This window comes from Pelagicoccus sp. SDUM812003, from assembly GCF_031127815.1.
Lineage (GTDB): Bacteria > Verrucomicrobiota > Verrucomicrobiia > Opitutales > Opitutaceae > Pelagicoccus.
This window is the reverse complement of record NZ_JARXHY010000008.1, coordinates 82,327-108,708: the sequence shown is the minus strand read 5'-3', so window position 1 is coordinate 108,708 and position 26,382 is coordinate 82,327. Positions and strand designations below refer to the sequence as shown.

At 57.6% G+C, this 26,382-nt stretch carries 14 protein-coding genes; 11 read left to right on the top strand and 3 right to left on the bottom strand.

Annotated elements, in window-relative coordinates; genetic code table 11:
• Positions 1-558 precede the first annotated feature (558 nt).
• Positions 559-9,045 carry a BACON domain-containing carbohydrate-binding protein gene (locus QEH54_RS12610; protein WP_309019041.1) on the top strand — a complete coding sequence of 2,829 codons (8,487 nt, stop codon included), beginning with the start codon at positions 559-561 and terminating at the stop codon, positions 9,043-9,045.
• Between the two features lie 236 nt (positions 9,046-9,281).
• On the opposite strand, the gene QEH54_RS12605 is transcribed toward QEH54_RS12610, so the two are convergent.
• A complete protein-coding gene (locus QEH54_RS12605) occupies positions 9,282-9,902 on the bottom strand; it encodes a VPDSG-CTERM sorting domain-containing protein (RefSeq protein WP_309019040.1) in 621 nt (206 codons plus the stop codon).
• A gap of 389 nt (positions 9,903-10,291) precedes the next feature.
• Positions 10,292-12,775, bottom strand: coding sequence for a DNA translocase FtsK 4TM domain-containing protein (locus QEH54_RS12600; protein ID WP_309019039.1), 2,484 nt, complete (start codon positions 12,773-12,775; stop codon positions 10,292-10,294).
• Positions 12,776-13,065: 290 nt separating this feature from the next.
• Here QEH54_RS12600 and QEH54_RS12595 point away from each other — a divergent pair, with 290 nt between their 5' ends.
• The 10 genes from QEH54_RS12595 (at position 13,066) to QEH54_RS12550 (ending at position 24,960) form a co-directional block, all read left to right on the top strand.
• Complete coding sequence (locus tag QEH54_RS12595) at positions 13,066-14,010, top strand: type I phosphomannose isomerase catalytic subunit (protein WP_309019038.1); 945 nt, start codon at positions 13,066-13,068, stop codon at positions 14,008-14,010.
• A gap of 111 nt (positions 14,011-14,121) precedes the next feature.
• Positions 14,122-14,757 (top strand): hypothetical protein, encoded by a 636-nt coding sequence (locus QEH54_RS12590; protein ID WP_309019037.1) that lies wholly within the window; start codon positions 14,122-14,124, stop codon positions 14,755-14,757.
• 119 nt (positions 14,758-14,876) lie between these two features.
• Positions 14,877-15,509, top strand: a complete 633-nt coding sequence (locus QEH54_RS12585; protein ID WP_309019036.1) for a nucleotide exchange factor GrpE — start codon at positions 14,877-14,879, stop codon at positions 15,507-15,509.
• Positions 15,510-15,545: 36 nt separating this feature from the next.
• Entirely contained in the window at positions 15,546-16,694 is a 1,149-nt protein-coding gene (gene dnaJ, locus QEH54_RS12580; RefSeq protein ID WP_309019035.1) for a molecular chaperone DnaJ, read from the top strand.
• Between the two features lie 229 nt (positions 16,695-16,923).
• Positions 16,924-19,239, top strand: coding sequence for a PAS domain S-box protein (locus QEH54_RS12575; protein ID WP_309019034.1), 2,316 nt, complete (start codon positions 16,924-16,926; stop codon positions 19,237-19,239).
• 92 nt (positions 19,240-19,331) lie between these two features.
• Positions 19,332-20,255 (top strand): cation diffusion facilitator family transporter, encoded by a 924-nt coding sequence (locus QEH54_RS12570; protein ID WP_309019033.1) that lies wholly within the window; start codon positions 19,332-19,334, stop codon positions 20,253-20,255.
• A gap of 168 nt (positions 20,256-20,423) precedes the next feature.
• Positions 20,424-21,527, top strand: a complete 1,104-nt coding sequence (locus QEH54_RS12565; protein WP_309019032.1) for a transporter substrate-binding domain-containing protein — start codon at positions 20,424-20,426, stop codon at positions 21,525-21,527.
• 213 nt (positions 21,528-21,740) lie between these two features.
• Complete coding sequence (locus QEH54_RS12560; RefSeq protein WP_309019031.1) at positions 21,741-23,414, top strand: GMC oxidoreductase; 1,674 nt, start codon at positions 21,741-21,743, stop codon at positions 23,412-23,414.
• 561 nt (positions 23,415-23,975) lie between these two features.
• Positions 23,976-24,398 (top strand): helix-hairpin-helix domain-containing protein, encoded by a 423-nt coding sequence (locus tag QEH54_RS12555; protein WP_309019030.1) that lies wholly within the window; start codon positions 23,976-23,978, stop codon positions 24,396-24,398.
• A gap of 136 nt (positions 24,399-24,534) precedes the next feature.
• Positions 24,535-24,960 carry a hypothetical protein gene (locus tag QEH54_RS12550; RefSeq protein ID WP_309019029.1) on the top strand — a complete coding sequence of 142 codons (426 nt, stop codon included), beginning with the start codon at positions 24,535-24,537 and terminating at the stop codon, positions 24,958-24,960.
• A gap of 85 nt (positions 24,961-25,045) precedes the next feature.
• Here the strand turns inward: QEH54_RS12550 and QEH54_RS12545 are convergent, their stop codons facing one another.
• Positions 25,046-26,362: a hypothetical protein gene (locus QEH54_RS12545; protein WP_309019028.1), complete on the bottom strand. Its 1,317-nt coding sequence runs from the start codon at positions 26,360-26,362 to the stop codon at positions 25,046-25,048.
• Positions 26,363-26,382 lie beyond the last annotated feature (20 nt).

Here is a 26,382-nt window from a genome sequence, read left to right as displayed (position 1 = left end):
TGGATGTAAAACAAGTCTCCAAAGCGGCAGTTCCGGAGATTTCCCCGGGAAGACGCGATTTGGGCGGAGTTAGCGAAGCTTTGCGGCAAGTCGATGGCTTTCAATCGTTTTCGTAGAGATGAGCGGGTTGCGTTGGCAGTTCGGCCCCAGCTGGCACGCAAAGGTCTAGCTGGCTCTCGAAGCGGCGTTTTGGTCGAGAAAGCGCGTAGACGATAGGGCGCTGCGACCCTTGTTTGCCCCGAGTTCGTTCTACTAGTGATTTGCACGCAGCGAAATCTAAGCGAGGGCCTAGGCTGGGAGCGGATAGTCGGCCCCGAAGAGACCTAGGGGCAGTCGAATGAAGCCCTTTCGTACAGGCCCGTAACTGCGAAATGGCATATGGGTTTGCTCGCTCCAGCGTTGCGTATATCCCTTTAGAGTCTGCCTGTAGCGGGAAGCGGTCCGTCGCTGCGAAGCTCGGTTCCGCCCCGCGACCAACTTTGAAATGTCTGGCGCCCATTCGATGGGCCAACCCTCCATGTCTGCCGAAATTCGCAGTCGACAGTGGGAGGCGATGCGATGAAACGGCTTCTGCTAGCCGCATCGCTTTGCCTCCTTTTGGCGGCAGCTACGCAAACGCTTTGGCGCCTGTCGCCCTCTGGTTCCGAAGTCGCACCAGCCGAGGCTCCGGAACCCCCTTCGCCCTCCAGAGAACCTGCTCGCTACGAAGCCGAGGAAACCAGGGGCGGTCACGTCGCTTCGGAAAACGAAGAAGCGGAGCGGCAATCGCTAGTATCCCGCTACCATCGCAGCGCCCCGCCCACCGTCGCCGAAGCGTCTCAAGGGCTGAACGCCCGCCACGTCATTCGCTCCAGATCTTTAGTGGTGGACCTCGACGCGGTCGACCAGATGGAGCCCGGAGATGCCTTCCAGCTCGATCTCTTCGAGGATGCGCGCATCGATGCCCGTCTCACGCGGAGGTTCGATCGCCTTGGCTACGAAGCCTTTTTCGCAGAGGGCTGGGCCGATCCGGCGGAAACGATCGTCATGATCCGCAGAGAAGGGCGTCTCACCGCGGTGGTCGATAGAAGAGACGGACAATACAGGCTGTATTCAGATGGCGAAGACAGGCACCGTGTGGATGAGATCGATCGAAACGCCTTGGGCGAGTGCGCGGAGCCTCTCTTGGCGGAGGCGATCGACGCTTCCGCAGATCCGGCCAGCCACCATGCCGAGCCGCCCCCTTATGATGCGGAAATCGAGTTTGATCAGGATGATGCGGCTCATCAGGTGCGAGTGCTCTTTCTCTACACCGACGAGGCGGAGCAAGAGCAAAGCAGATTGGAGGACGATGCCATCGTGGGAATCGAACTCGCCAATGCGGCGTTTATGAACTCCGACATCCCGGGGCGCCTCGTATTTGCGGGAGCAGTACGGACGGATTATCAGGCGACAGGCGATTCGAGTACCGATCTTTTTCGGCTGCGCTTCAGCGGCGACGAATACATGCCTGAGGCCCATGAACTGAGAGATCTCTACGCTGCGGATCTGGTCTGTCTCGTGGTTGACGAATTGAAGAACAACATCGCTGGCAGCGCCTATTTGATGAACTCCTACGATCAACGAGGTAGGTACGGCTATTCGATCCTGAGGCGTTGGTCCGTGGCGGACCTCACGCTCGCTCACGAGATCGGACATAATCTAGGGGCGACTCACGATCGTCTGGCGGCCTGCGGCACCGAAGATGGCTCCTGCGAGTATACCGAACTGTTCGATTATAATTTTGGATACATAAGCTACGAGGGATACTACCGCACCGTGATGGCATACAATCCGCCGGATTCCGGAAACTACTGGCGGGCTCCGATTTTCTCGAATCCTGACCTCGTTTGGGAAGGCTATCCTGCGGGAGTCCCCATAAACGAGCCGGCTTCGGCTGACAATCGCAAGGTGTTCGAGCAGACGCTGCCTTGGGTTTCGGCGTATCGAGATAGCGACGACAGATACAAGATCCTTTCGGTGAACGCGGATCTCGTAGAAGGCATCGAAGGATTCGTAGAGGTCTGCGCCCACACTCCGGGAGAAGGAAGCTTCTACCTCGAGATCGAGCCTAGGATCTCGGGCATCGATCCGGAGGACCGCTGGGTCTGGCGCAATGAAGGCCCGGACTACAGCGTGTTTAGCGAAGCGGACTCGGACGAGCTCTGCTTCAGCGTTCCCATGTTGGCTAAGAGCGAAAACGAACTGCTGGCTTTCTCCTTGTTCCGTTTGTCTGAATCAGGCGATTTCTCGTTTCTGCACTCGCTAACAGTGGAGCTCGAAACCAGAGAGGTCGTAATCTCGCCGAGCGAGAGAACGGTTTCGAGCGATAGTCAGACCTACGACATCGATGTGGTGACGAATGGCGACTGGAGCCTGAGCAGCGATTCGGACTGGCTCACGCCCGCTCTAGGAAGCGGAACGGGAAGCGCATCGATCACCTTGCAGTTCGAAGCGAATCCGTACGCCGAGGCTCGGGTAGCCTTGGTGCGCGCGAGTTCGGGCGCGGATACCTTCGAGCATCGGGCTCGCCAGGAGGCTGCCGCTGCCTATCTGGAAATTGAGCCCCAGGAAAAAAGCGTCGGCATCGAAGGCGGTTCCTACGAAATCGAAGTTGAGACCAATCTTAAGGAGTGGGAGGTATGGATCGAAGAGGTTCGACTGAGATTGCCGAATGGAAACGTGCTTTCCGATTCGGAGGCGAGCTGGATCGAAATCGAGAAGTCGGATATGGGAGACGCGGTCACGATCTCGCTTCAGGCCAACGAAGGCTATCTGAGGGAAGCGACCGTCGGCTTGGGTGAGCCTGGCGGGACTGAAGTCTGGCATCGAGTGACGCAAGCGACGAAGCCCTATGGGATTTTTGAATACGGGGCGCTTAGCCTATCGCACCTCTCAAGCATCAACGAAGCCGATTTCTATGCCAACACGGATTGGAAACTGGAGGTCGACTACGGTGAGGAGTACGAGGGCGAAGATTGGATCTCGCTTTCGAAAGCGCAGGGGAGCGGAGATGCGACGATCTTCTTCGAGATAAGCGAAAACGACAGCTTGTATCCACGTGGTGCTTACGTAAGGAGTCGCTACGATACCTTATTCATCTCCCAAGGCGGGAGGCCACCGGAAGTCGAAATCGATCTCAGCGAAAAGCGGATCGGAGCGAATGGAGGAACGTACGAGATCTCGTTGCAGTCGAATCTACCGAACCTGGAGGCCTGGGTTTCAGGCGGGATGTATTGGGATGAAGCAGGAGCCCGGATAGCCACCGATTTCTTGGACTGGGCGGATTTCGAAGTCTCATACGAGAATGGGGTCGGCTTGGTTCGAGTTTCCGTGAAGCCCGATGATCGAGGATTTCTCAGAAGTATGAGCATTGCTATTGGGGATCGCGAGCTAGGCAGCGTTCTGCACGTGCTTGAGCAGACGCCGAGTCAGCCGTATTACCTTTTGGACCCCCAAAGGCGGTCCTTCTTTCTCGCGAGCGAAGGAGGAGGCGGACAGTTCGAGATCGATTCGAACAGCGATTGGTCGATCGAGAGCCGATTTGTCGATCCACAACCAGGCGGTGGACAGGGCTGGGCTCGTGTTTCGCCATCTGAAGGCGAGGGCGCGGTGACGGTCGAACTCGAGGTGGACCCCAATCCTTACCCATGGACCCGATCCATGACGTTTCATGTTTTCGGCCAGGAAGTCTACGTGTATCAGAATGAAAACGCCGCCGCGGTCTATACGCTCGTACCCGAGAACGCTATCTACATGGATGCTAGCGATGGCTCGGAGTTCATCGAAGTTCGTTCCAACGAATTGTGGCAGGTTCAGGTGATTGAGTATGGCAAACTGAACGATGAGGGGACGTTTGTTTCGGGCGACGACACTGGCTGGCTTTTGTTTGAGAAAGGAAGCGAAGGGTATCCGAGAAACCGGATTGGAATAAACTGCGAGGTGGCTCTCAATGAAAGCGGGACCACACGGGTCGCTCGGGTGAAAGTGAGTTCGCCGACGGTGGAGGACAGTTTTCAGGTAGTGCAGTATTCAGATCAGGACTACGTGCGCTTCGATCCCGCCACAAAGTCAGTTTCTTCAGACGGCGAAACGTATCAGATCGCGATCGAATCGAATACGTCATGGCGCATTGAGCTCTTGAGCTTCGATATCGAAGAAACTTATATCTCCGAACCTGCGACTTGGATTCAAGCATCTCCTACTTCGGGTCATGGCAACGCGACGATCTCTGTGAGGGTGGACCCGAACTACACCGACTACTACCACCGCCTCGGCGCCCTTTCAGCGGGAGTTGCAAGTCACGATATCTTTCAGGATTCTTCGGGATACATGTACCTCTCGGAGAGTGAACGAGTGGTTCCGCGTTCTGGCGAGGGCTTCGAGCTAACAGTGCGAACCAACCGGGGGGCGTGGTCGATGGACGGGCCTGATTGGGTGAGCATCGAGCCTTTCTACGGAGCGGGAGAAGGACGCGTCTGGGTGGAGGTGAGCGCGAACATCACGGGCCAGACCAGAGAGGGATCGATTTGGGCAACCGACGACTTGGGATTCGATTATCCTTTCGAGGCCTATTTGCAGCTGACCCAGCTCGCCTTCGATCCTGCCGTGGCCTTCGCGTCCTCGAGCGCGTCGTTGCCCAGCTCGGGAGGCAGCTACGAACTGGATCTGCAAGCCGAAGGGGACTGGGAAATCGAGATCGAGTATTTCGACTGGATGACTGGTGAAGCGACCTCGGGCGATTGGCTGCAAATAAGCGAACTCAGTGGGCAGGGCGACGCCACGCTTGTCGTTGAGGCAGATGAAAATAAGCAGAGCTTGCGACCCCTGCTTGCCAGGGTCGTGGCTCGTTCCGTTCAGACGCCCGAGGTGATGGACCTGCATGAGGTGTTCGTCTCTGGCATCGCCTACCTCGAGCCGGAGCGGGAAACGTATTTTGCGGGGCCGGAGGCCCAAACGGTCGAAGCGCTGGTGGTTTCCAACGACCTCTGGTCGGCCGAAATCACCGCATACGGGAAGCTGGACGAAGAGGGATCCTTCGTGCCCGTTGCCGATGCGAATTGGGCGACTTTCGAGTCGGCAACGGAAACCGATGGAGTCGGAGCAATCGAATTCGCTTTGACCGAAAACGAATCCGGCGCCCTTCGAATCGTCCGCATCGCCCTCGAATCGTTGACGGAGAGCTCGGTATTCGAAATCTGGCAGTATTCGGAAAATGAATATATACGTTTCAATCCATTGGAGAGGAGCGTGGGCACCTCTGGCGACGATTATCTACTGCAGCTCGAGTCCAACACCCGATGGAGGATCGAAGCGATTCAGTTAGACTCGGTCGATGACGATGCCACGCCCGCGGACTGGGTGAAAGTCGAACCGAATGAGGGCGAGGGAGACGCGTCTCTATCGGTCGCGGTAGCGGCGAACTCGGAAGCGCTCGCCTCGCGATTCGGCTTTCTCGTCACCCCGCTTTCGGAGCACCAGATCTACCAATCGGGCGTGGGTTATTTCGAGGTATCAAGCGATGAGCTGCAAATCGGCGCTGAAGGAGGAACGCTTTCCATCGATGTCGCTACCAATTGGGATGCTTGGAGTTCGTATCTAGATTATGGAGATGAAAGCAATGATGGTGAGACGAATTGGATCTCCTACGGTCCGGGCGCTGGAGATGGCGATGCTCGTATCACCTTCACGGTTGCAAAAAACCTGGTGGAATCCAGTCGGTCCGTCGAGCTGGTGTTCTCCTACGGTGACGAACTTTCGATAGATCGCCGCTGCAGAATCATCCAAGACGCCTTCGTACCCGTACTCTCAGTTACGCCGCCCAGTCGATCGCTGTCCAGCGAGGCTTCCGAATACGAGCTGGAAATCAGGTCCAATATTCCGTGGGAAATCGATTCGACCAGCCCGTGGGTCAGCGTGTTTCCAGCCCTTGGAGAAGGGGACGCGCTCGTGAGGGTCTCCGTGTTGGAAAATCCATCTTTGGAGCCTCGCCAAGCGAGCGTATTTGTCGGTGATGCGACTCACTTGATCGTGCAGGAGGGTGCCGAAGCCTTCGTATCGATATCGCCGCTACAGCGGGAGTTTGAAAGTGAAGGTGGAGGCTTTGTCGTATCCATTTTATCGAACACAAACTGGGAACTGACAGGGCTGCCTGAATGGATCGACGCGGATAAGACCTCTGGGCTAGGAGATGCGCAGATCTCGCTTTCCGTATACGAAAACGAATACGCGGTGGATCGAGAGGCGACTCTATCCATCGGCGAACATGCCCTTGCCATAGCCCAGAAAGGAGCGGAGCCTTGGTTCGACGTTTCAGGATTCGTTGGCGAGGCGCCTTCTGCTGGAGAAAGCTTCGAGCTTACAATCGATTCGAATCGCACTTGGGCAGTGACGCCGCGCGCTGACTGGATCCGCGTCGATAGGCAGTCTGGTTTGGGCGATGGAATTGCCACGGTCACGGTCGACGCGAATACGGGGCTTTATCAACGAACCGGTGAGCTTGTGGTTGACGGATTCGCTAGAGAAATCGTTCAAACGGGCATTGGGTACTTTACGCTGCTCGAATCGGAACAGCGATTCGAGGGCGGTGAGGAACTCTCCGCTATTGAGGTCCAAACGAACTACCCGCAATGGAGAGCGGAGAGCCTTGCAGACTGGATTACGCTGAATTCGGAGACGCCAACGGAATCGAGCGAGATCTCATTTTCCGTATCGAAAAATCCTGACAGCGCTTCGCGACAATCCGGGATTCGCTTTTACCATATGAGAGGCGAGCAGAGGATGGAGTTGGGAGAGCTGATGATCTTTCAGGCTGGATTCGAAAGTCGGTTCGCCTTTGGAATCCCCATGACTTCCTTTCGGTCGGTAGGCGGCGCGGTCGATGTGGCGATCGAATCCAACGTTTCCTGGTCTCTGAGCGCTTCTCACCCTTGGTTGACAGTCGAGCCGAGCTCGGGGGTGGGAGATGGCACGATACGCATCTCTGTGCCTGAGACCCATTGGGCTGAGGATAGGGTAGCGTATTTGAGATTTGAAGAGGTGGAGCTAGAGGTGAAGCAGGCTGGCGCTGAGGCTTTCTTGGACTTAAATCCGGCGCAGACGACCTTTTCCAGTTCCGGTGGTCTGTCCTCGATCCGAGTGGATGCGAACACGAGCTGGCAAGTCACGACCCATCCGAGTTGGGTGCAGCTGGAATCCACGAATGGAACAGGTGACGGCGTAGTCGTTTTCGAGGTTTTCGCAAATGAATCGGTTGACCAGCGAACAGGCACCTTGATGTTAGGCGATGTGCCAATCCTGCTGATACAAGAAGGCGTCGCCGCCTTCCTCGATCTTGATCCGTTAGAGAAGGAGCTGGGAGGTGAAGGCGGCGTTTACACGGTCGAGATTCGCAGCAACTCCGAGTGGAATGTCGTTTTCGAGGAGGATTGGATAACGGTCGATGCGAGCGCGGGCGTAGGAGATGGGAAGGTCGCCGTGACGGTCCGGGAAAACGATTCAGGCGTGCCCAGAAGCGCCGTCCTGTCCATCTCTGGTGTCGAGCATAGGATTCTCCAACAGCCGCTGCCTTATTTGATTGTGACTCCGGATTTGGTCGAACTGGATCGTTTCGGCGGGCAGTTTTCCCTGCAGATCGATGCGATGTCGGACTGGCAACTGCTTTCGTATCCGGATTGGCTGACGTTTGTCGATAGTGGAGAGGCGAGCAAAGATTCCTTAACCTTCCGCGCTGCTCCCAATGCGCGAGCCATTGTCTTGCAAGGAGCGATTCGGATTCAGACGGGAGAGGGGGATGGTATTCTTCTTGCGGAAGCAACGGTGAAGCAGGAGCGCTCCATGCCAGGCGTTTATCGACACGAGGGACCGAATGTCGCGGCTCAAGCGCTTGCTCGTTCGGATCACGAAATCGTGCCAGGATCGCATGCCATGCTTTGGTTTGACGAAGAATCTGAAGCAGGCTTGCTGATCGCGATTTGTGATGTCGATGGAGTACCCAGCAGTTTGATCTATTCCGTAGTCGAGATTTCCGAGACCGCCATCGTTCTGGAAGACGCCGGAGAAGAGACACTGATTTTGAGTATGGAAGAAACGGGTACGATTGCGGGTGAAATCGAGTGTGTGGGTCCGGTCCGATTTGAAAAGGCCCTCGAGGGTCCCGCGACCGCGTTTCAAGGGTTGCAGGAGATCTCGCTGGGCGATGCCGGCTCTTTGCTCGTCATCGTGGCACCCGATGGCGAAGCGATCGTCGCCCTGATGGGAGAGCACGACGAAGCTGAAACGTTGCAAGGAAAGGGAGTCGTGGACGAAACGGGGCGGTTGTACTTGTCCTCCGCAAGCGACGAAGAAGATCGAAGTATCCAGCTGATCGGTACGAGTTCACAAGGAAATGAGCCACCAGTTTCGGCCTCGGAGTTGTCTCAGGCCGCGCTACGAGTAGGCCCGGGCGAAGGCGGGTATGCGTTGCAGATCGACTCGTTGCTGAGTTGGAAAGTGACGGGCGTTCCTGCATGGATACAGCTCGATAGGGCCTCGGGCATTGGTCGCTCAAGCATTGGAGTGACTTATCAGAGCAATGAGACCACGCAGATGCGCGAAACCTTGCTTGAGATAGGTGGAGAGTTGCATGTCCTGCGTCAGAAGGGTCGCCTCGATTCACTGGAGGGCGTTGAATTCGATCAGTGGATACAAGTGTATTATTCAGAGAGCGAGCTGCTGGAAATGGGTGAGGGTATGGAAGCCCTTGATAGAGATCTCGATAACCTTACCAACGAGATAGAATTTGCATTAGGTTTGGATCCTACGGTGCCGTTTCAGATCGAGATCATGGGATCGGGGTCGGTGATGGAACTTGAACTGAAGGGCTATAACGTTCAGCCGCGAATCGAGTACGAGTTCAGCCATGATTTCGTAAATTGGCAGCCGCTGACTCAGTGGATGATGGAGGCTGAGGATGGACGAAAGACGATGGACATCGAGCAGGTCGGAGCCCCCATCTACGTGAGGGCCAAAGCGGATGAAGGCGAGTAGGGGAAGGTCCGATTCTTGTTGGTCGTCGCTTCGAGCTTAGGACAATGTACGCGCTGCGATTCAAGGTAGGGTCCGAGCGCCGTCTCGGACCTCTCGCTTTTCCTGTCTTTCTCGCTACGAGAAAGGCGCGACACGGCGGTCACGCCCTACCTTTAAGAACACTCCCCGCAAAAAAGCCGACTGGTTTTCCAGTCGGCTTTTTCTATAAATTTGTAACTATCTGCTCTTGCGAAGGGCTAGCGGCGGAAGCGACGGATGCCGATCAGTCCGAGAAGGCTAAGTCCGAGAAGAGCGAGCGTTGTGCCGGAATCGGGAACGTTGGTTGTTGGATTAAAATACCGAGCAGTAGAAAAACCACCAACATCCTTCAAAGGAGATCCTTCTTGGGGGAGGCCAAAAGTTGCACTCTGTCCTCCAAGATACCAAGCAGCCCACCAACCTTTCTCATCGTCATCATTGCCACCTCCAGCTGGTCCATTGCCAAAGTGAAAAACTACATAGTCAAATCCAGAGACCGTCGTGTAGCTCGAGATGTCTCCCAAATTACCATTGTCCGCAGTCGGAGTACTTCCAAGTACTGCGTCGGGTATTTGGGGGCTATTGTTATCATTCCAGTTTTTAACAACGGTTTCGAGGAATTTGAAGTTATCCGCTCGGCCGTTTGGGTTTCCACTCGAGATTCCCAATGCCGTCTGGTAAAAAGCTACGGAGGCTAAGCTGTTGTCGCTATTTATGTTCCCATCTTGAAGGTAGTCTCCGGAACCATCTACGGTTACGTTCATTACGATAGCGGAAACTGTGTTCGCGGCCAAAAAGACTACGGAGAGTACGAGAGCAGCAAGTTTGAATTTTTTCATATGGCGTGGGCGTTAGATGGGTAGTAAGGTGCATTTGGTATGCCAATGCCTGGGGTATGCTTCTAGATGTACTGTAAGTCGTTGTATTTGTGTGGGATAACTTTTTTTTGAAAAACTCGGGCTTTTGAGGTTTTGTACGGATTTCCGACGGGCGGTGAGTAGTTTTTCCTGAACTGACTCATAAGGCTCAGAAATGCAGGCACTTACGAATGGGATTTGGATTTCGGGATCTACGTAAGCTAACCCAACAGAATGGAGGGCTTTGGGGAGGATTTGACGTCTGCCCGTGCTGTAGGTCGCCGCGTTGAGGCGACGTTGGAGGCGTGGCGGGTCGGCGCCCCGCTCTGTAGGTTGGCTAGGCGTGGCGCGGCGATCACGCCCTACCGGTTTTACATGGAATCCAGATCCACTAGGATTTCGCGGGGGCTGGAGCCGTTTTCGGGGCCGACAATGCCGCGGTCTTCCAGGACTTCCATCAGGCGTGCCGCTCGGTTGTAGCCGATGCGGAGGCGACGCTGCAGCATGGAGGTGGAGGCTCGTTTGGTGGCTCGGAGAACTTCGATGGCTTGGGGCAGCATTTCGTCGCCGTCTTCCCCGTCGCCACCGCCGAGATCCAACTCGTCGCCCGCTTCGATCTGCTTCTGCACCTCTTCGGCGAACTTCGGGGGGCCGTTGGCTTTGAGGAAGTCCACGATGCCAGCGATTTCCTCGTCGGAGACGAAGGCGCCCTGCGAGCGTATGAGGCGGGAGCTGCCTGGGGGAGAAAAGAGCATGTCGCCGCGTCCGATGAGCTGCTCGGCCCCGGCGCCGTCGAGGATGGTGCGGGAGTCGATCTTGGAGGAGACTTGGAAGGAAATACGGCAGGGCAAGTTGGCCTTGATGACGCCGGTGATGACGTTGACCGAGGGACGCTGCGTGGCCAGGACCAGGTGAATGCCGGCGGCGCGGGCCAACTGGGCGAGACGGGCGATGCCGGTTTCGATGTCGGCGGGGGCCACCATCATGAGGTCGGCCAGCTCGTCCACGATGCAAACGATGTAGGGAAGCTTGTCGGGGATCTCGTCCAGAACGCCTTCGTCGCGCGGGACCTTGATTTCCAGTTCCCCTTGCAGTTCCTCTTCCAGCTTTTCTTCGTCGGTCTTTTCCTTTTCCGGTTTCTTGCGTCCGTTGAAGCCGGCGATGTTGCGCACGCCCACCTTGGCGAACATCTCGTAGCGATGCTCCATCTCGTTGATTAGCCACTTGAGGGCTCCGGGCACCTTCTTGGGGTCGGTCACCACTGGGATGAGCATGTGCGGCAAGGAGTTGAACACCTTCATTTCCACGATCTTCGGGTCGACCATGATGAAGCGCAGGTTTTCCGGGCTGGAGTGGAAGAGCAGGGAAGTGATGATGGCGTTGATGCAGACTGTCTTACCGGCGCCGGTCGCGCCCGCGATGAGCAGGTGAGGCATCTTGGTGAGATCGGAAATGATGGGCTTGCCGGAGACGTCGCGTCCGAGGGCGATGGGGATTTCCGCCTTGGATTTCACCCAATCTTCGGATTCCAGGATTTCGCGAATGCCGACCGGCATGGGCACTTGGTTCGGCACTTCGATGCCCACGCAGCCCTTTCCGGGAACCGGGGCCAAGATGCGAACCGAAACGGCTCGCATGCCCAGGGCGATGTTCTTGTCCAGATTGGAAATCTTCTCCACGCGCACGCCCGGGGCGGGATAGACTTCGTAGCGCGTGATGACCGGACCGATGTGGATCTCGCCCATGCTGACCTCCACGCCGAACTCCTTGAGCGTCTTTTGCAGGCGCTCCGCGTTTTCGGCGTGCTCCTCTTCCGAGTTCGCCCCGTCTGGCGCCTCCAGCTCGTTGAGCAGATCCAGCTTGGGAAAGGTGTAGTCGCCAGAGGATGCTGGCAGCTGGGCCCGGGCCTTTTTGGTTTTCTCCGGGGCCACGAACTTCAGCACCTCGCCCAAGCTCGGTTTCTTGGGTTCCTCCGTCTCCTCCGGCTCGGTGGACTTTTCGGCCGGCTTCGACTTGAAGGTGTTGACCTTAGGCGGCAGGGAAAGCTTTTCCTCCGGTTCCGGGTCGACCTCTGGCTTGTTCCTTTTGCGGCCTTTGGCTTCGCGCAGCAGGTTTTTGGCGGCTTCCAGCTCCTCGCGCCGCTGTCGTTTTTCCTCCAAGCGCTGCTCCTTGATCTTGGCCTTTTCCTCTGCGGCGGCCTGCTTGGCGAGGCGTTTCATTTCCTTGCGTTCCGCTGCCGCCGCGGCCCGGCGTTCTCGCCAGCTGGCGAAAGCGGTTTTGAGGGCGGCGCCCGATTCCGGCAGGCTCGGCGAAATGATGATGATCAGGCAGGCCAGGTAGATGGCTCCCAGGATGACCGCGGAGCCCACGTTTCCCACGTAGACGTCCAGCACGTCGTTGTAGAGCACGTTGCCCACCGCGCCACCTACGCCGGTCACGTAGACTTCCCGATTTTCGAAAGCGGTTCCCGTAGCGGTGAAGAGGCCTGCTCCGGTGATCATGGCGAGAATCATCACCAGGGTCAGGATGAGCTTTGAGCGCCGATCGCGAGCGATGAAAGCGGCACCCAGCCAGCCGATGAACAAGGGAACGAACCAGGACATGCGTCCGAAGGCGGCGATGAGCAGCTCGCTGGCTTCCGCTCCGAGGATGCCCACCATGTTCTTCTCGATCGGGTTGGTGGTGCCGACCGACTGGCCGATGGAGATCTGGTAGGGCGTGTAGTCGCCCAACGCCAAGGCGAGCAGGATCGCCACCAGAAAGCACAGGCCAGCCCACAGCCAACGGCTGCGCATGCTCGCTTGTTTGATATCGGATTCGGGTTTGTCTTGGGAGGCTTTGGACTTTTTCGCCATGGGTCAGGAAAGGGAAGAGTGCTCGCCTCCTAGGGCGGGCGCTAGCTTTTTTTCTGGCTCAGAAGAGGGGATTGGAGCCGCATTGCAACCTAAAGTCTTCGCCGCGAAGACGCGCTTCGAAAACAGTGGGCGCAACTCCTTTTTGCAACGTTGCAAAAACCAGTTGCGCCCTCGCGAGGCGGCTCGATCGGGGCGTGGGAGCGGAAGCGCGGGGATTTACGCTTGTTTTACCAGGGGAGGCGGGCTTTGTTTCGCTTGCTACCACCCTGTTAACACCAAAGCATAGAGCTATGTCCGCACCCATTTTCTTCAAAGCAATTTATCAGGAACGCGTCTGGGGCGCTCGCAACTTGAGCGAGGCTTTGGGTCGAGACCTGCCGGAAGGCAAGGTGATCGGGGAGGCCTGGGAGGTCGTGGATCGCCCGGAGGCCCAGAGCGTGGTGACGGGAGGCGACTTCGATGGAAAGACGATTCGGGAGCTCATTTCTGAGAATGCGACCGCCATCATGGGCGAAGGTTACGATGCGCAGCGTCCTTTTCCCATTTTGATCAAATGGCTGGACTGCGCCGACCGCCTCAGCCTGCAGGTGCATCCGCCGGCTAGCGTGGCCCCGGAGCTTAAGGGCGAGCCGAAGACGGAAAACTGGTACATCGCCGACTGCAAGGAGGACGCCTCGCTCATCGTGGGCTTGAAGAACGGAGCCACCCGAGAGGAGTTCGAAAAGCGCCTCGAGGACAATACGCTGGAGGAGTGCATCCACCGTTTTCCGGTCAAGCCGGGCGACAGCATTCTGGTGGAGAGCGGGCGCCTGCATGCCATCGACGCGGGAAATCTCATTCTCGAAATCCAGCAGAACAGCGACACCACCTACCGGGTCTACGATTGGGGACGCGTGGGGCTGGACGGCAAGCCGCGCCAGCTGCACGTCGAGGAATCGCTCAAGAGCATCCAGTGGGACGATTTCGAGCCGAGCGCCATGAGTTCCGCTGGCGAGAGCGTGGTCTTGGCCGACTGCCAGGAGTTTCGCCTAGTCAAGTACGCCTTTCACGCCGAGACGCCGGTCATTCGCATGGAATCGGGCGAGCCGCGCCTGCTCAGCGTGGTCGACGGCGAGGTGGAGGTGAACGGCACCGCGGTAACCCGCGGCGACAATGTCCTGCTGCCGGCCGATACGCACTGGGAAATCTCTGGCGAGGCGGGAGCGGCGTTTCTGCTGACCGATCGATTCGTTTAGGGAAACAAAAACACGGTTTTGATTGAAAAGGGGCGGATCTTCGGATTCGCCCTTTTGTCGTGGCGCTTCGGACAAGGGGCGTCAGCATTCCAATAGTTGGTGAAATCGGTGATGAGAGCGAAGCGAGCAGGAGGACTCCTAGGCGATAGACGAGGCGGCGTATTCAAGTCGGCCCTCGCCTTGCTGGTGTTCGCCTCCGCCGCCGGCACGCTAGGCTGGATGCTGCTGATGCCCAGCGCCCTTCGTTCGGAAGTGGAGGCGCGGACCGGCTTTCCGGTGGACTACAAGACGCTGGCCTGCAATCCCCTCGGCTTTTCCTTTCATGGCGAAGGCATCACGGTGGGAAATCCCGGCCGTTTCGGCGGCGAGGCGCCGGCTTTCGAAATCGAGCGCATCGACGTGTCCATGAGCCTGCCGGCGCTCGCTCGGGGCGAGATTTGGCTGGATCGCCTGGAGATTCACATTCGCAGGGCCACGCTGGTGGTCGACGAGAGCGGCCAGTACAACCTGCAAGTCTTCCTCGAACGATTGTTCGCCAAGGAAGGCGGAGGGACCACGCCTTTTTTCGCGGAGTCGGCGCGTTTGACCATCGACGAGCTCTCTTTCATCGATAACAGCCAGATCGTGCCGACTCGTCGTCAGCTCAGACCGCGTCTGGACCTGGAATATCGCGACTTGGAGCGGCCGGAGAAGCTGCTGGAGCCGGTGAACGAGCTGGGACGCTCCGTCGGTGGCCTGAAGATCTAAGCCAGGACCAGGTCCTTTCAGCGGGCCTTCGAGCGGAGTTTCCGCTAAAAACGGGCTGGACCTCGCCGAAATTCTCTTTGATTCGAGAAAGACTTGAGATACACAATCACCGTTTGTCCATGAAGAACGCCAAAGACACAGATCCTATTGAAGACGAAGAAACTCCGTCCGAGCCGGTTGCCGAATCGGAAGAGACGGATGCGCCGGTTGAGGAATCTGCCGAAGCTGCAGCGGACGAATCCAAGGAGGATGAACCCAAGGAGTTGACGCTCGAGGAGCAGCTGGAAGCGGCCAAGGCCGAAGCTGCGGAGAACTATAACAACTACCTTCGGGCCCGGGCCGACCTTGACACCTATCGCCGCCGCGTCATGCGCGAGAAGGACGAGCTCAAGCAGTACGCTGTCAGCGGACTGCTGGAGGACTTCCTTCCGGTGTACGACAACCTCGGGCTGGGGCTGATGTCCGCCGAACAGAGCGCCGATCCGAAGGTGGTGGTGCAAGGCATCCAGATGGTGATGAGCCAATTCCGTTCCTTGCTGGAGGAAAACGGCATCACCGAAGTGGCGCCCGCCAAGGGATCGGATTTCGATCCCAACGAGGCGGAAGCGTTCCAAACGCAGCCCAGCGACGAAGTGGAGGAGGGCAAGGTGCTCTCGCTCATGCGCAAGGGGTTCAAGCTGAACGGAAGGCTGGTTCGCCCCGCCTCGGTAGTGGTCAGCGGCGGTCCTGCTAAGGAAACCGAAGCGGAGTAGGCCGAGAACCGACAATCCGGGAGGAGACACAAGCAAGTGAAAGAGGACTATTACGAACTGCTCGGCGTCAGTCGCCAAGCGACGCAGGACGAGTTGAAGAAGGCCTATCGCAAGATGGCCGTGAAGTACCACCCCGACAAGAATCCGGGAAACAAGGAGGCGGAGGAAAACTTCAAGAAGGTTTCCGAGGCCTACGAGGTGCTGAAGGACGAGCAGAAGCGAGCCGCCTACGATCGCTACGGCCACGCGGCCTTTAGCGGTGGAGGGGGTGGAGGTCCGTCTGCCGGCGGTCCCTTCCACGATCCCTTCGACATCTTCAGTGAAGTGTTTGGCGGCGGCGGAGGCGGCGGCAGCATTTTCGAGGAGTTTTTCGGCGGCGGCGGTGGCCGTCGTGGCGGCAGCGGAGCGGCCCGAGGATCGGACCTGCGCTACGACCTGGAGATCTCGCTCGAAGAGGCGGCTACCGGCATCGAAAAGGAAATTTCCTTCCGCAAGCCCACCACCTGCTCCAAGTGCAGTGGCTCCGGCGCGGAGCCCGGCAGCGGCATTTCCACCTGTCCGACTTGCGGCGGGCATGGACAAGTCACCGCTTCCAAGGGCTTCTTCTCCATCCGTCAGACCTGTCCGACGTGCAACGGCAGCGGACAGAAGGTCGACAAGGCCTGCGGGCATTGCGGTGGCGAAGGACGCGTCAACGAGACCACCAACATCAAGGTCAAGGTGCCGCCCGGCGTGGATTCCGGCTCCAAGCTGCGCTCCGCGGGCAACGGCGAAGCCGGTTCGCATGGCGGGCCTTCGGGCGACCTCTACATCGTGATCCATGTGGCGGACCACGAAATCTTCGATCGTCAGGAGGAGAACCTCTATTGCGAAATCCCCATCAAGTTTACCTTAGCCACGCTGGGCGGCACCATCGAGGTGCCCACGCTGACCGGCAAGGCCAGCCTCAAGATCCCCGAAGGCACTCAGTCCGGCACGACCTTCCGCTTGAAGGGCAAGGGCATGCCGAGCCTGCGCGGCGGCTACTACGGCGACCAGATGGTGCGAGTGAAGATCGAGGTGCCAAAGTCGCTCACCTCCGAGCAGCGCGAGAAGCTTGAGGAGTTCGCTCTGGCCTGCGGCGATGCCGACGAGCCCGTGGCCAAGAGCTTCTTCGACAAGGCCAAGAAGCTCTTCGGCGACTAGACGCTCGGCGCGCCGAGCAGCGACAGGCGCTGCGAAACCTTTGAGACGCGACCTTCGAAGCGAGGGGCGCGTCTTTTTTTGCGCGAAATCGGCCGCTCGGTCCGTTTTCGGCGTGCTTGTCTTGATCCAGGTCGGACTGGTTCTAAGGGGGCGGACGAAGACTAGGTATTGTTACGAGCCGTTTGACCTTTCCGGTTAACGATACAGAATTAGAGTATTACGACCTCTGATGCCCTCGAACGCTTCTGAATCTGCGAATGTTCCTTTCGATGAAATACTCGGCTACGAGGCAGCGTTCTCCTGTCTCCCGGATCCGGTCTTCATCTACAACCATTCGCTGCGTCGCGTGATCAACGCCAACGAGGCGGCGGTCCGGCGATACGGATACACTGCTGAAGAGATCAAGGAACTGAGTCCCTGGGATGTGGAGGCTCCTTACGATGAGAAGGAGCTGCTAAGCCGGATCGAGAAATTGAAGCAGGAGGGGTCGGTCGTTTATCGCGCCGAGCATCGGAGCGCGTCCGGAGAGCGTTTCCCGGCGGAGGTTCACACCACCTATCGAAACTTTGACGGGGTGGAGATTTTCGTGGCGATCTGTCGCGAGATAACGGATCGGCTGGAGGCGGAGCAGCGACTCGAGCAAGCGGAAACGCACTATCGCGCCGTCTTCGAAAACGTGGTGAGCCTCATCTGCGTGGCCAACCTCAAGACTGCGACCTTTCTCGATGTTAACCCCGCTTTCGAGCGCCTGCTCGGCTACCGCAAATCGGAGCTGATCGACCGCCCCTTCACCGACTTCATTCATCCCGAGGACCTGGATCCGACCCTGAAAAAGATCGAGGAAATGCGACGGGTGAGAGGTTTGAAAACCTCGTTTCAAAACCGATATCGCTGCAAGAGCGGTCGCTACGTTTGGTTGGACTGGAGCCCGCAGGAGCTGCCGGACGAGGAGCTGGTCTATGCCGTGGCCCAGGACATCACGGAGAAGAAGTGGTTCGAGCAGCGCCTCAGGCAGCAGAACCAGCACATGCGACTTCATGTCGAGCAGACGCCGCTGGGCGTTATCGAATGGAGCTTGGACTTTCGAGTGACCGCCTGGAACAGCGCCGCTGAAAGGATTTTTGGATACAGCGAGGAGGAGGCCCTTGGACAGAAGGGCACCTTCATTTTGCAGCCGCGCGTTTCCGAGCAGGTGAAAGAGGTTTGGAATCGACTCATTTCAAATACCGGCGGCGAGCGATCCATAAACACCAACCTGCACAAGAACGGATCCGAGCTGCTGTGCGAATGGCACAACACTTCGCTAGTCGACGAAAGCGGCAAGATCATCGGCGTAGCCAGTCTCGTGCTCGACGTCACGGACCAGGAGCATCGCAAACGGGAGCTCGAGCAGGCGAAGGAATCGGCGGAAAAGGCGAACCAGGCCAAGTCGGAGTTTCTCTCCATGATGAGCCACGAGCTGCGCACGCCTCTGAATTCGATCGTCGGCCCCTGCGAATTGATCAAAGAGCAGGTCCACGACACCTCGCTTGAACCGCTTCTCGATGTGATGTTGACCTCCTCGTCCCACTTGCTGGACCTCATCAACAGCATCCTCGACCTCTCGAAAATCGAAAGCGGCAGCATCGAGGTGAACCCGGAGGATTACGCGGTCAACGACTTCTTCGAGCAGCGGCTGCTGCCCTTGCGGGTGAACGCCATGAAGAAGCGGCTCGCCTTCAACCTACAGATCAACACGCCGCCCGCCACCATCTTGCGAACCGATGGGCGACTTCTCCTGCAGGCGCTTTTCAATATCGTGGGAAACGCGGTGAAGTTCACTTCCAGCGGTTCGGTGACGATTCGCATCGAAGCCCTGGAGAGCAAGTTGCGTATCGATGTTGTCGATACGGGACCTGGCATCGATCGCGAGTTGCAGAAGAAGCTATTCGAGCCGTTTCGTCAGGGAGCGGAGGCGCTGAGCAAGACGCAGCGCGGCTCCGGCTTGGGGCTTTCTATCACGAAACGACTGATCGAGCTTCTTGGCGGTACCATTTCCTTCAGCAGCGTGCCGCAGAATGGCACCACCTTTTCCTTGACGATCCCATCCATTCGCTCCGCCAGCGTCGGTCCGAGCAAACGCGTCGCGAAAGCGGTCGACGTTCCATCAAGCCAAGGCCAAAATCGCAAGATCCTGCTCGTCGAGGACGAGCCGAACAACCAATTGGTCAACTCGGCGCTGCTGCGCTTTCTCGGCTACTCGCACGATATCGCCAGCACCGGAGAGGAAGCGGTCGAGATGTGGATGGCCCACCGATATGCGGTCGTGTTGATGGACATCAAATTGCCCGGTATCGACGGCATAGAGGCGACGAGTCGAATCAGAGCCTGCGCGGGCGACGGGGAGAGGGTTTTCGTCATCGCTCAAAGCGCCCACGCTCTCTCGGAGCAGCGCGAGGAGTTTTTGCGGCAGGGCATGGATGACTACCTGAGCAAGCCGATTTCGCTGGAGGCTCTCAAGTCGCTCCTGAAATCGGTGATGGAAAAGGTCGAGAGCGACCGATGAGCGCTTGCGAAAATCGCATTTGGGGATCAAGCCGCTAGCGGGCGTCGTGATCGCAAACGTTGCAGATGCGGCGAGGTGAGCTAGGGTGAGGTATGAGCCATCACCACGAGCACCACAATCATGGCGCCGACGATGTGTCAGACGCCGCCCTGTTCTGGGCTGTCACGCTGAATCTAGGACTGTCGGTTTTCGAGTTTCTGGCGGGACTCTTCGCGGGAAGCTCGGCTCTCATGGCCGATGCGTTGCACAACACCAACGATGCGGCCGCGTTGCTCATCGCCCTGGTTGCCCGCAAGGTATCGCGCAGGGGGGCGGATCGGCGCTACACCTTTGGCTATCGCCGGGCGGAACTGATTGGAGCGATGATCCAGCTGACCGCATTGATCGTGGTGGGGCTTTATCTCGTTTTTGAAGGCGTGAAGCGCTTCTTCCAGCCTGAGCCCATTCTCGGTGGCTGGATGATGATCGCCGCGGGGGTCGCTCTGGTCATCGACCTGGGAACGGTGGTCCTGCTCTGGGCCCTCTCCAAGGGAAGTTTGAACGTGAGAGCGGCTTTTCTGCACAACCTCACCGATGCCGGTGCCTCGATCGCGGTGCTGCTCGGCGGCGCGGCGGTGTATTGGCTGGCCTGGGATTGGGTGGATCCGCTGCTGACGCTGGGGATCGCTGGATACATTTTGTATACCTCGGTCAACATGCTGCGTCGCACCTCGAGCATCCTGATGGGCGCGGTGCCTGAAGACCTCGATCCGGCCGCGATCAAGGAAGCGTGCGAGCGAGACGAGGGCGTGCGCGAGTTGCATCACCTGCATGTGTGGGAACTGGACGAGTCTCATCGAGCTCTGGAGGCTCATGTCGTGCTGGAGGGAGACTGTATCGAGAAAATGGGTGCAGTGAAGCGGCGCTTGCGCGAGACTCTACAGGACAGGTTTGAGATCGTCCACTGCACGCTCGAGTTCGAAACGGTTTCGGAACGCTGCGAAGGGTTGGAGAAGGAGTTGATCCCTCCGCACTAGATCCGGTTTTCTCAGCTCGACCAAGCATTCGAGAGGCGGTCCGACGCGTCCTCTCATGTGGAGGCAGGCCTTCGAAAGCCTTCTCGGATTCTCTCCACTTGCTGTTGCGGCATGGATTTTGCAGCCGAACGATACCTTTTTCACCCGCGAACCATAAACAGATCTGTCATGACTTCACGACTACATGCTCTCGACACCATGCTTGAAATCGCCCTTTTAAGAGTAGCGGCGCTCGCCGCATTGCTGCTCGTCATCGGCTCCACGCCGCTGCTGTCGCAGGAACTGAAAGTGGCTACCAAAGAGTTGGCTCCCTTTGCGATGAAGGACGATCAAGGAGAATGGACCGGGGTTTCGGTAGAGATCTGGCAGGAGGTCGCTGACCAAGCAGGACTCGAGTACCAGTGGGTGGAGGACGACTTGACCGGCATCCTGGAAGGCTTGGAATCGGGAAACTATCAGGCCGCTGCAGCGGCGATCACCATGACTGGCGAGCGTGAGCAGCTCTTCGATTTTTCCCACTCCTACTTCTCCACTGGGCTCGGAATCGCGGTGCCGGAGCAGGCGGAGGGCGGTTTGAACTGGTACGCGGTCCTCAAGGCGTTTTTCACCTGGCAGTTCTTCTCCGCCCTCACCGCATTGGTGGTGGTGCTTCTGGCGGCCGGCCTTGCCCTGTGGTTTTTCGAGCGGAAGCGAAACCCGGAGCAGTTTGGAGACGAGGCTATCAAGGGGATCGGAAATGGATTCTGGTGGTCCGCGGTCACCATGACGACGGTGGGGTATGGCGACAAGGCGCCGATCACGACCGGCGGGCGGTTCGTCGCTCTGATCTGGATGTTCACCAGCGTGATCGTGGTCTCCAGCTTCACCGCTTCCATCGCGTCGTCGCTCACGGTCGGATCGATCGATGGAGGCATCGAAACGGTGGACGACTTGAACGGCAAATTGGTAGGCACCATAGAAGGGTCGACTAGCGAAAGCTTTCTCGATCAAGGCACGCGAGCTCGCGTGCGCGGTTTCGACTCGGCGACCGAACTGCTGGAGGCGCTCGAAGACGAACGAATCGACGCGGTGGTCTACGACCGGGCCATTCTTCAGTATCGAGTGGGCAACTACGAGCAATTGATGATGCTGCCGCTCGAGCTCGACAAGCAGAACTACGCCATGGCCTTGAACGTGTCCGAAGAGGTGAAGGAATCGATCAACATCGCTTTGTTGAACCTTCGCGACAATGGTCGGTACGAGGAGATTCTGCAGCGCTACGGCATCAAGTAGGGGGCTTTCCTTTGGCCCGTGTTGAGTCGGTACGCGGGAAGCCCGGCGCCTTCGTTTGAGCGTGTTCGCAGCTGGAGAGCGGCGCTTGTCTGGTTTGTGGCGCGATCCTGAAACGCTGCGTACGTGTGTGCCGGTAGTTTGAAGCCAGAGTGTTGGAGCAGGGTACATTTTGTGCTGGGATGTCGAAAGCCTGTTACCCTAACCCTCCAGCTTATGGCCTTTAGCAACAACTATGTGAACATGGTGGCTGAGCGAACTCAGTCCCATTCGCGCTTGATTCGCGACTACGACGGTGGAAACCCTGATTTCGATTTCATCGTCATCGGCTCGGGCATCGGCGGAGGTATCCTGGCGGACGACCTCGCGGATCGGGTGGGTTCAAGCAAGCGCATTCTGGTGATCGAGTCCGGATCCTTCATTTATCCGACTCACGTTTACAACATCAGCCGCATTCCTAATTTTTCGGTAGCCAACCATTTCGGGGCGGACTGCTTTAAGCCGTATCCAAATACCGACTACTTCATCGGCGGCGCTCCTCAAATGGGGTTTGGCGGTCGATCCATCTTCTGGTCGGGTCTGATCCCCCAAGCCCAAGGCTGGGAGCTGGACTACTTTCCGGAGCCGGTGAGAAACGACTTTTCCAGCGCCTACTTCTCCTTGGCCGGACAGCGCATGAACGAGTCGCATTCGCTGGGCGCCAGGGCGGAGGAGCTGGTGGCTCGCTTTCGTGCCAGCAGCCTGAACGACGACTTCGTGATCGAGCAGACGCCGCGAGCCCTTCACCAGCCGTATCTGTATCCCGACGGCACGCCGAAGGACAAGTTCTTCGATGAACCAACCGGCGTATTCAACACGGCTGAGCTGCTGATCAACCAGGTGGGACTCACGCCGGGAGCCGACCAGAATGGAGGGGGATTGTTCTTGAAGCTGAACGCGTTTGTGGAAGGCGTACACGACGTGCCCTTCGGTTGGCACGAGGTGCGTACCACCGACACCGTGAACGGGCAGCCGCGTCGTTTCTACGCTCCTCGGGTCATCGTCGCCGCTGGTTCGATCGAGAGCCCTAAGCTGATCAACCGCTCCTCGGTGTATCACCATCTTTCGGATACGGTGAGGCGAAAGGTCGGCTTCGGTTTGACCGACCACCCGGTGAGCGGAGAGTCGCAGGCTTTCGTATCGGGATTGGGAGGCGGCCCGGCCATCCCGCTGTCGCGAAACGACCATGCGAAGATCGTCTTCTACTCACGAGGACTGCTGGATGCCGCGGGAAATATCGATCTACCGTTCAACGTCGAGATGAACATCAACCATGAATACTGGCATTTGCGGAACAACGACCCATCGTCGCTGCCCGCGGTGGACAATCTCGCCAAATCTCGCATCGATATTAAGTTCAGTTTCGCAAACTGCTTGGACGACGAGAATGGAATCCTTTCGCGCTTCGATGATGGATACACGCCGGAGATTCGATTCAGGCGCTTTTCGGATTTGAACCACTTGCTTCAATCCAGATTTCCCGCCGTGGCGGGCTGGAACAAGAGTCCGCAGGATTTCTTCAATTTGCTCAACGCCACCCGCGATCGCATCTTCAGCCTGTTCAATGGAGTGGACCGGATAACGGGAGACTATGGCGGAGGGACAGGACAGCAGTGGCCCTTTGGCTGGGGCACGGTCCACCATGCCTGCGGCACCTTGCGCATGCCGTGGAAGCCCTCACGTAACGCTCCAGATTTCAACTACGATTCGGTCGTCGACGAAAACCTGCAGGTTCGAAACGCTCCTGGACTCTACGTTTGCGACATGTCGGTCATGCCCATCAGCACCGCTGCGAATCCGGTCCGGTCCCTAGCCGCTCTAGCGCTTCGGCTCTCGCAGCATCTGGCCTAGCCGGCTTATTTGCCCGCGCCGACGAGCCACGTTTGTCCTGAGTCTGGAGCCATACGGAACTAGGCCAGGGGGCTGGATATCGAGAAATCTGATTTTGAGAAGGCGATTCCAGGCGGTTCGCCGACCTTCGTTTAGCCGCAGTCCTTGCAGGCCCAGAAAGGAGAATTCTCAATTGTCCAACGTTCCGATTGGGCGGGGGAGCTCGAACTTTGCATGCCTACTGGCCGAACCGGAGCGCGTCGCCAACTACCAAGGTCTGGTCGAAGCTTGCGAGCAGCGTGTGTACTTGGTTTTCGCTCCATGGTCCTCGGGACGCCAAACAAGCCGATCTGTTCGATCGTCAATTGGAGTTGGCGGTCAAACGTTTCAGCGAGATAGAAATCAGCTATCGGAACGATTCGAGATTCCCGTCCAGCGACCTGAACGGGCGAAACGTTCTCGGGGAAAGTGAACGCGTATTGGGAATTCCGGCACGACATCGAACTGAAGCTTCAGGATGATTTCAGGATGGTGTAAATAACCGGATTGTATTGTCGGTTCCAATGCGCATGCTGCGGCTATATGAGTTCCCCTCTTTCTGAATTGCCGGGAGTCGGTCCAGCTACGGCAGCCGTTTTAGGTGAAAATGGATACGCAAGCATTGAAGCTATCGCATCGAGTTCTGTTGAGGCTTTAACAGCCGTTCCCGGTTTTGGTCCAGCCCGGGCGAAACGTATTCATGCTGCTGCTACAGAGTTGACGCAAGCAACACCGACTGCCCCTGCGGAAAAGACGAAATCCGCCAAGAAGACAGCGCCATCGGAAGCGAAACCAGCGAAGAAGGCCAAGAAGTCCAAGGGAAAGAAAGGTCTAGGCGAAAAGGACTCGAAAAAGAAGAAGTCGAAGAAATCGAAAACGAAGGACAAACCCAAAAAGGGAAAGAAGTCTAAGAAGAGTGGTAAGTCCAAGAGGTCTAAGCGTAAGAAGAAAAACAAGAAGGAGTGACGTTTGCTGACTCATGCCGCTGCTTGATATTTTTGGCGGCGAATCGGACGAGATGAGCCCGAGTCGATTTTGGGAGATTCTAAAGCAGAGAGATTTTGGACCGTTTTAGAGGAATTCCCCATTGCGCCGCCAACTCATGAAACACCTCTCTCTCGGAATTCCTATCGCCATCGGGGCCCTCTTGCTTGCATTGTTCAGCGTCGGAGGGCGGCCCATTCTCTATTTTCATCCTCCGGAATTGATCGCTGTGCTCATCGCTCCCCTGGGTCTGATGATTTCCTCCTTCGGACCGAGGAGGCTGTGGGGCGCCGCTCAGTGCTCCATGGGCTTGAAGCGAGCGAATGAAGAGGACTGCTTCGTATTGGAAAAGTGGATTAAGGCCAGTTACGTCGTGAGTTTCCTCACGTTTTTGGGCGGGGCCGTTTTTATCCTGAACCTGATCGATCAAGGGCCGGTGGTGGCCGCGTTTAGGTTTGCCGCTGCCTTGTGCGCTCCCATTTACGCCCTTCTCATTTGCGAGATTGTACTGAGGCCGGCTTTGACGAGGGGACAACAGGTCTAGAAAACGGGGTTCGAAGAGCTTAGCGGCCGCCAGATCCCGTTTGTTCCGACTTGTTTTTGCTTTGCCGAGCGTCGGCTAGTGATGGTCAGGGAAGGAAAAACTCCGGATTTTTGCTTTTGAGCTGAGCTTCGAAGTCGTCGATCGATTGAAGAAGGTGGTGATCCGCGTTGAGGGAACGTGCCGCGGTCCAGCAGGCCCAAGCGTCCTGTGGCTGGTAGGATTGGTAGTACAGGTCTCCGAGGTCCTTCCAGGCTCCGACGATCATTGGTTCTGCGTCGAGAGCTTCGTGAAAGTCCGCAATCGCTTGAGGGGCCTTGTTCAAGGAAGCGAGCACGTTGGCGCGAAAGATCAGAATGACGCTGCGCCCGCGCTCGACGCCACTGAGAAGGTCGGTGAGGGTAGGGAGAGCCGCTTTGGCTGCGGCCTCGCTCGTAGGGTTCAGGGCGGAGAACAGGCTCTGAATGGCAGGGTCTTTGGTAAATCGGTCTCGGTATTCGAAAAATGGCTGCGGAAGCTTCTCGCCAGCCGCTAGGGTGTATCCAAGGAATAGGCACGCGGACTCCAGATCTCTCTCCGATTCGGCCGCTGCGATGGCGTCGTCGAACAGGCTTTGGCAGTAGGCACGATAGGCTTGGTCGGTTTGGCGCTGCATGGCGGCGCTTAAGTCCAGGAGCGGCGTACCTTGGGGAGGAAGGCTGTAGCTGGTCTCCGAAAAGGCGCTTTGATCGACGAGCTCGATGCTTTCGGTGGTCAGAGCGAACTGTGCGACTTCGACGTGGCGGCGATAGATGACGAGGGTCTTAGGGATTGCGTTTCTGTTTTGCAGCTCCTGCAGGATGTCGGGATGGACGCCGTAGCGATAGCGAAGGAAAAGGATGAAACGCTCGCCGGTGGCGGCATCGACAGGAGTCCCCTTCAGGCTGTACGAAAACAGAGGCTTTCCCTGGAATGAAAAGTCGATGGCTTCGCTTCGCTTTCTGCGTTTCAGCGCCGGAGCGTCATTTGCTTTGAGCGAAAAGAGATGCTCCGAAAAGGGCACGAGCATAGGATTGTCGTCGATGTCAGCGGCGCTGAGGGCTCCACCGAGCATCAGCCGATTTCGGAACTCGTAAACGCGGAATCCGATATCTGAATACAGCGAGCTACGGATATATGCCTCCGAGTCCGACTCCTTCGTGTAGATCAGTTCCTGTTCGAAGTCGTGAATTTCGATGCTGGTCGGAGTTCGGGCTTCGATTTTCGCTTCTCCAAGCAGAACCGTGAGTTGGTACTGCTCGGCTGTCGTCTTTTGGTTTGGCGACTCCGTTTTCGAGTCGACGGAGAAGCGGATTGACGTTTCGGCGATGGAAACCGAAGCGCAGAGCAGGAGCGTGGCGACGAGGCCGAGGAGGTGACATTTCATGGGGCTGAAGACAAGAGGTG

What these genes read in the sequence shown, in the direction of transcription:
- QEH54_RS12610 (WP_309019041.1), top strand. Translation starts at nt 559, where the DNA reads ATGAAACGGCTTCTGCTAGCCGCATCGCTTTGCCTCCTTTTGGCGGCA.
- QEH54_RS12605 (WP_309019040.1), bottom strand. Translation starts at nt 9,902, where the DNA reads ATGAAAAAATTCAAACTTGCTGCTCTCGTACTCTCCGTAGTCTTTTTG.
- QEH54_RS12600 (WP_309019039.1), bottom strand. Translation starts at nt 12,775, where the DNA reads ATGGCGAAAAAGTCCAAAGCCTCCCAAGACAAACCCGAATCCGATATC.
- QEH54_RS12595 (WP_309019038.1), top strand. Translation starts at nt 13,066, where the DNA reads ATGTCCGCACCCATTTTCTTCAAAGCAATTTATCAGGAACGCGTCTGG.
- QEH54_RS12590 (WP_309019037.1), top strand. Translation starts at nt 14,122, where the DNA reads ATGAGAGCGAAGCGAGCAGGAGGACTCCTAGGCGATAGACGAGGCGGC.
- QEH54_RS12585 (WP_309019036.1), top strand. Translation starts at nt 14,877, where the DNA reads ATGAAGAACGCCAAAGACACAGATCCTATTGAAGACGAAGAAACTCCG.
- QEH54_RS12575 (WP_309019034.1), top strand. Translation starts at nt 16,924, where the DNA reads ATGCCCTCGAACGCTTCTGAATCTGCGAATGTTCCTTTCGATGAAATA.
- QEH54_RS12570 (WP_309019033.1), top strand. Translation starts at nt 19,332, where the DNA reads ATGAGCCATCACCACGAGCACCACAATCATGGCGCCGACGATGTGTCA.
- QEH54_RS12565 (WP_309019032.1), top strand. Translation starts at nt 20,424, where the DNA reads ATGACTTCACGACTACATGCTCTCGACACCATGCTTGAAATCGCCCTT.
- QEH54_RS12560 (WP_309019031.1), top strand. Translation starts at nt 21,741, where the DNA reads ATGGCCTTTAGCAACAACTATGTGAACATGGTGGCTGAGCGAACTCAG.
- QEH54_RS12555 (WP_309019030.1), top strand. Translation starts at nt 23,976, where the DNA reads ATGAGTTCCCCTCTTTCTGAATTGCCGGGAGTCGGTCCAGCTACGGCA.
- QEH54_RS12550 (WP_309019029.1), top strand. Translation starts at nt 24,535, where the DNA reads ATGAAACACCTCTCTCTCGGAATTCCTATCGCCATCGGGGCCCTCTTG.
- QEH54_RS12545 (WP_309019028.1), bottom strand. Translation starts at nt 26,362, where the DNA reads ATGAAATGTCACCTCCTCGGCCTCGTCGCCACGCTCCTGCTCTGCGCT.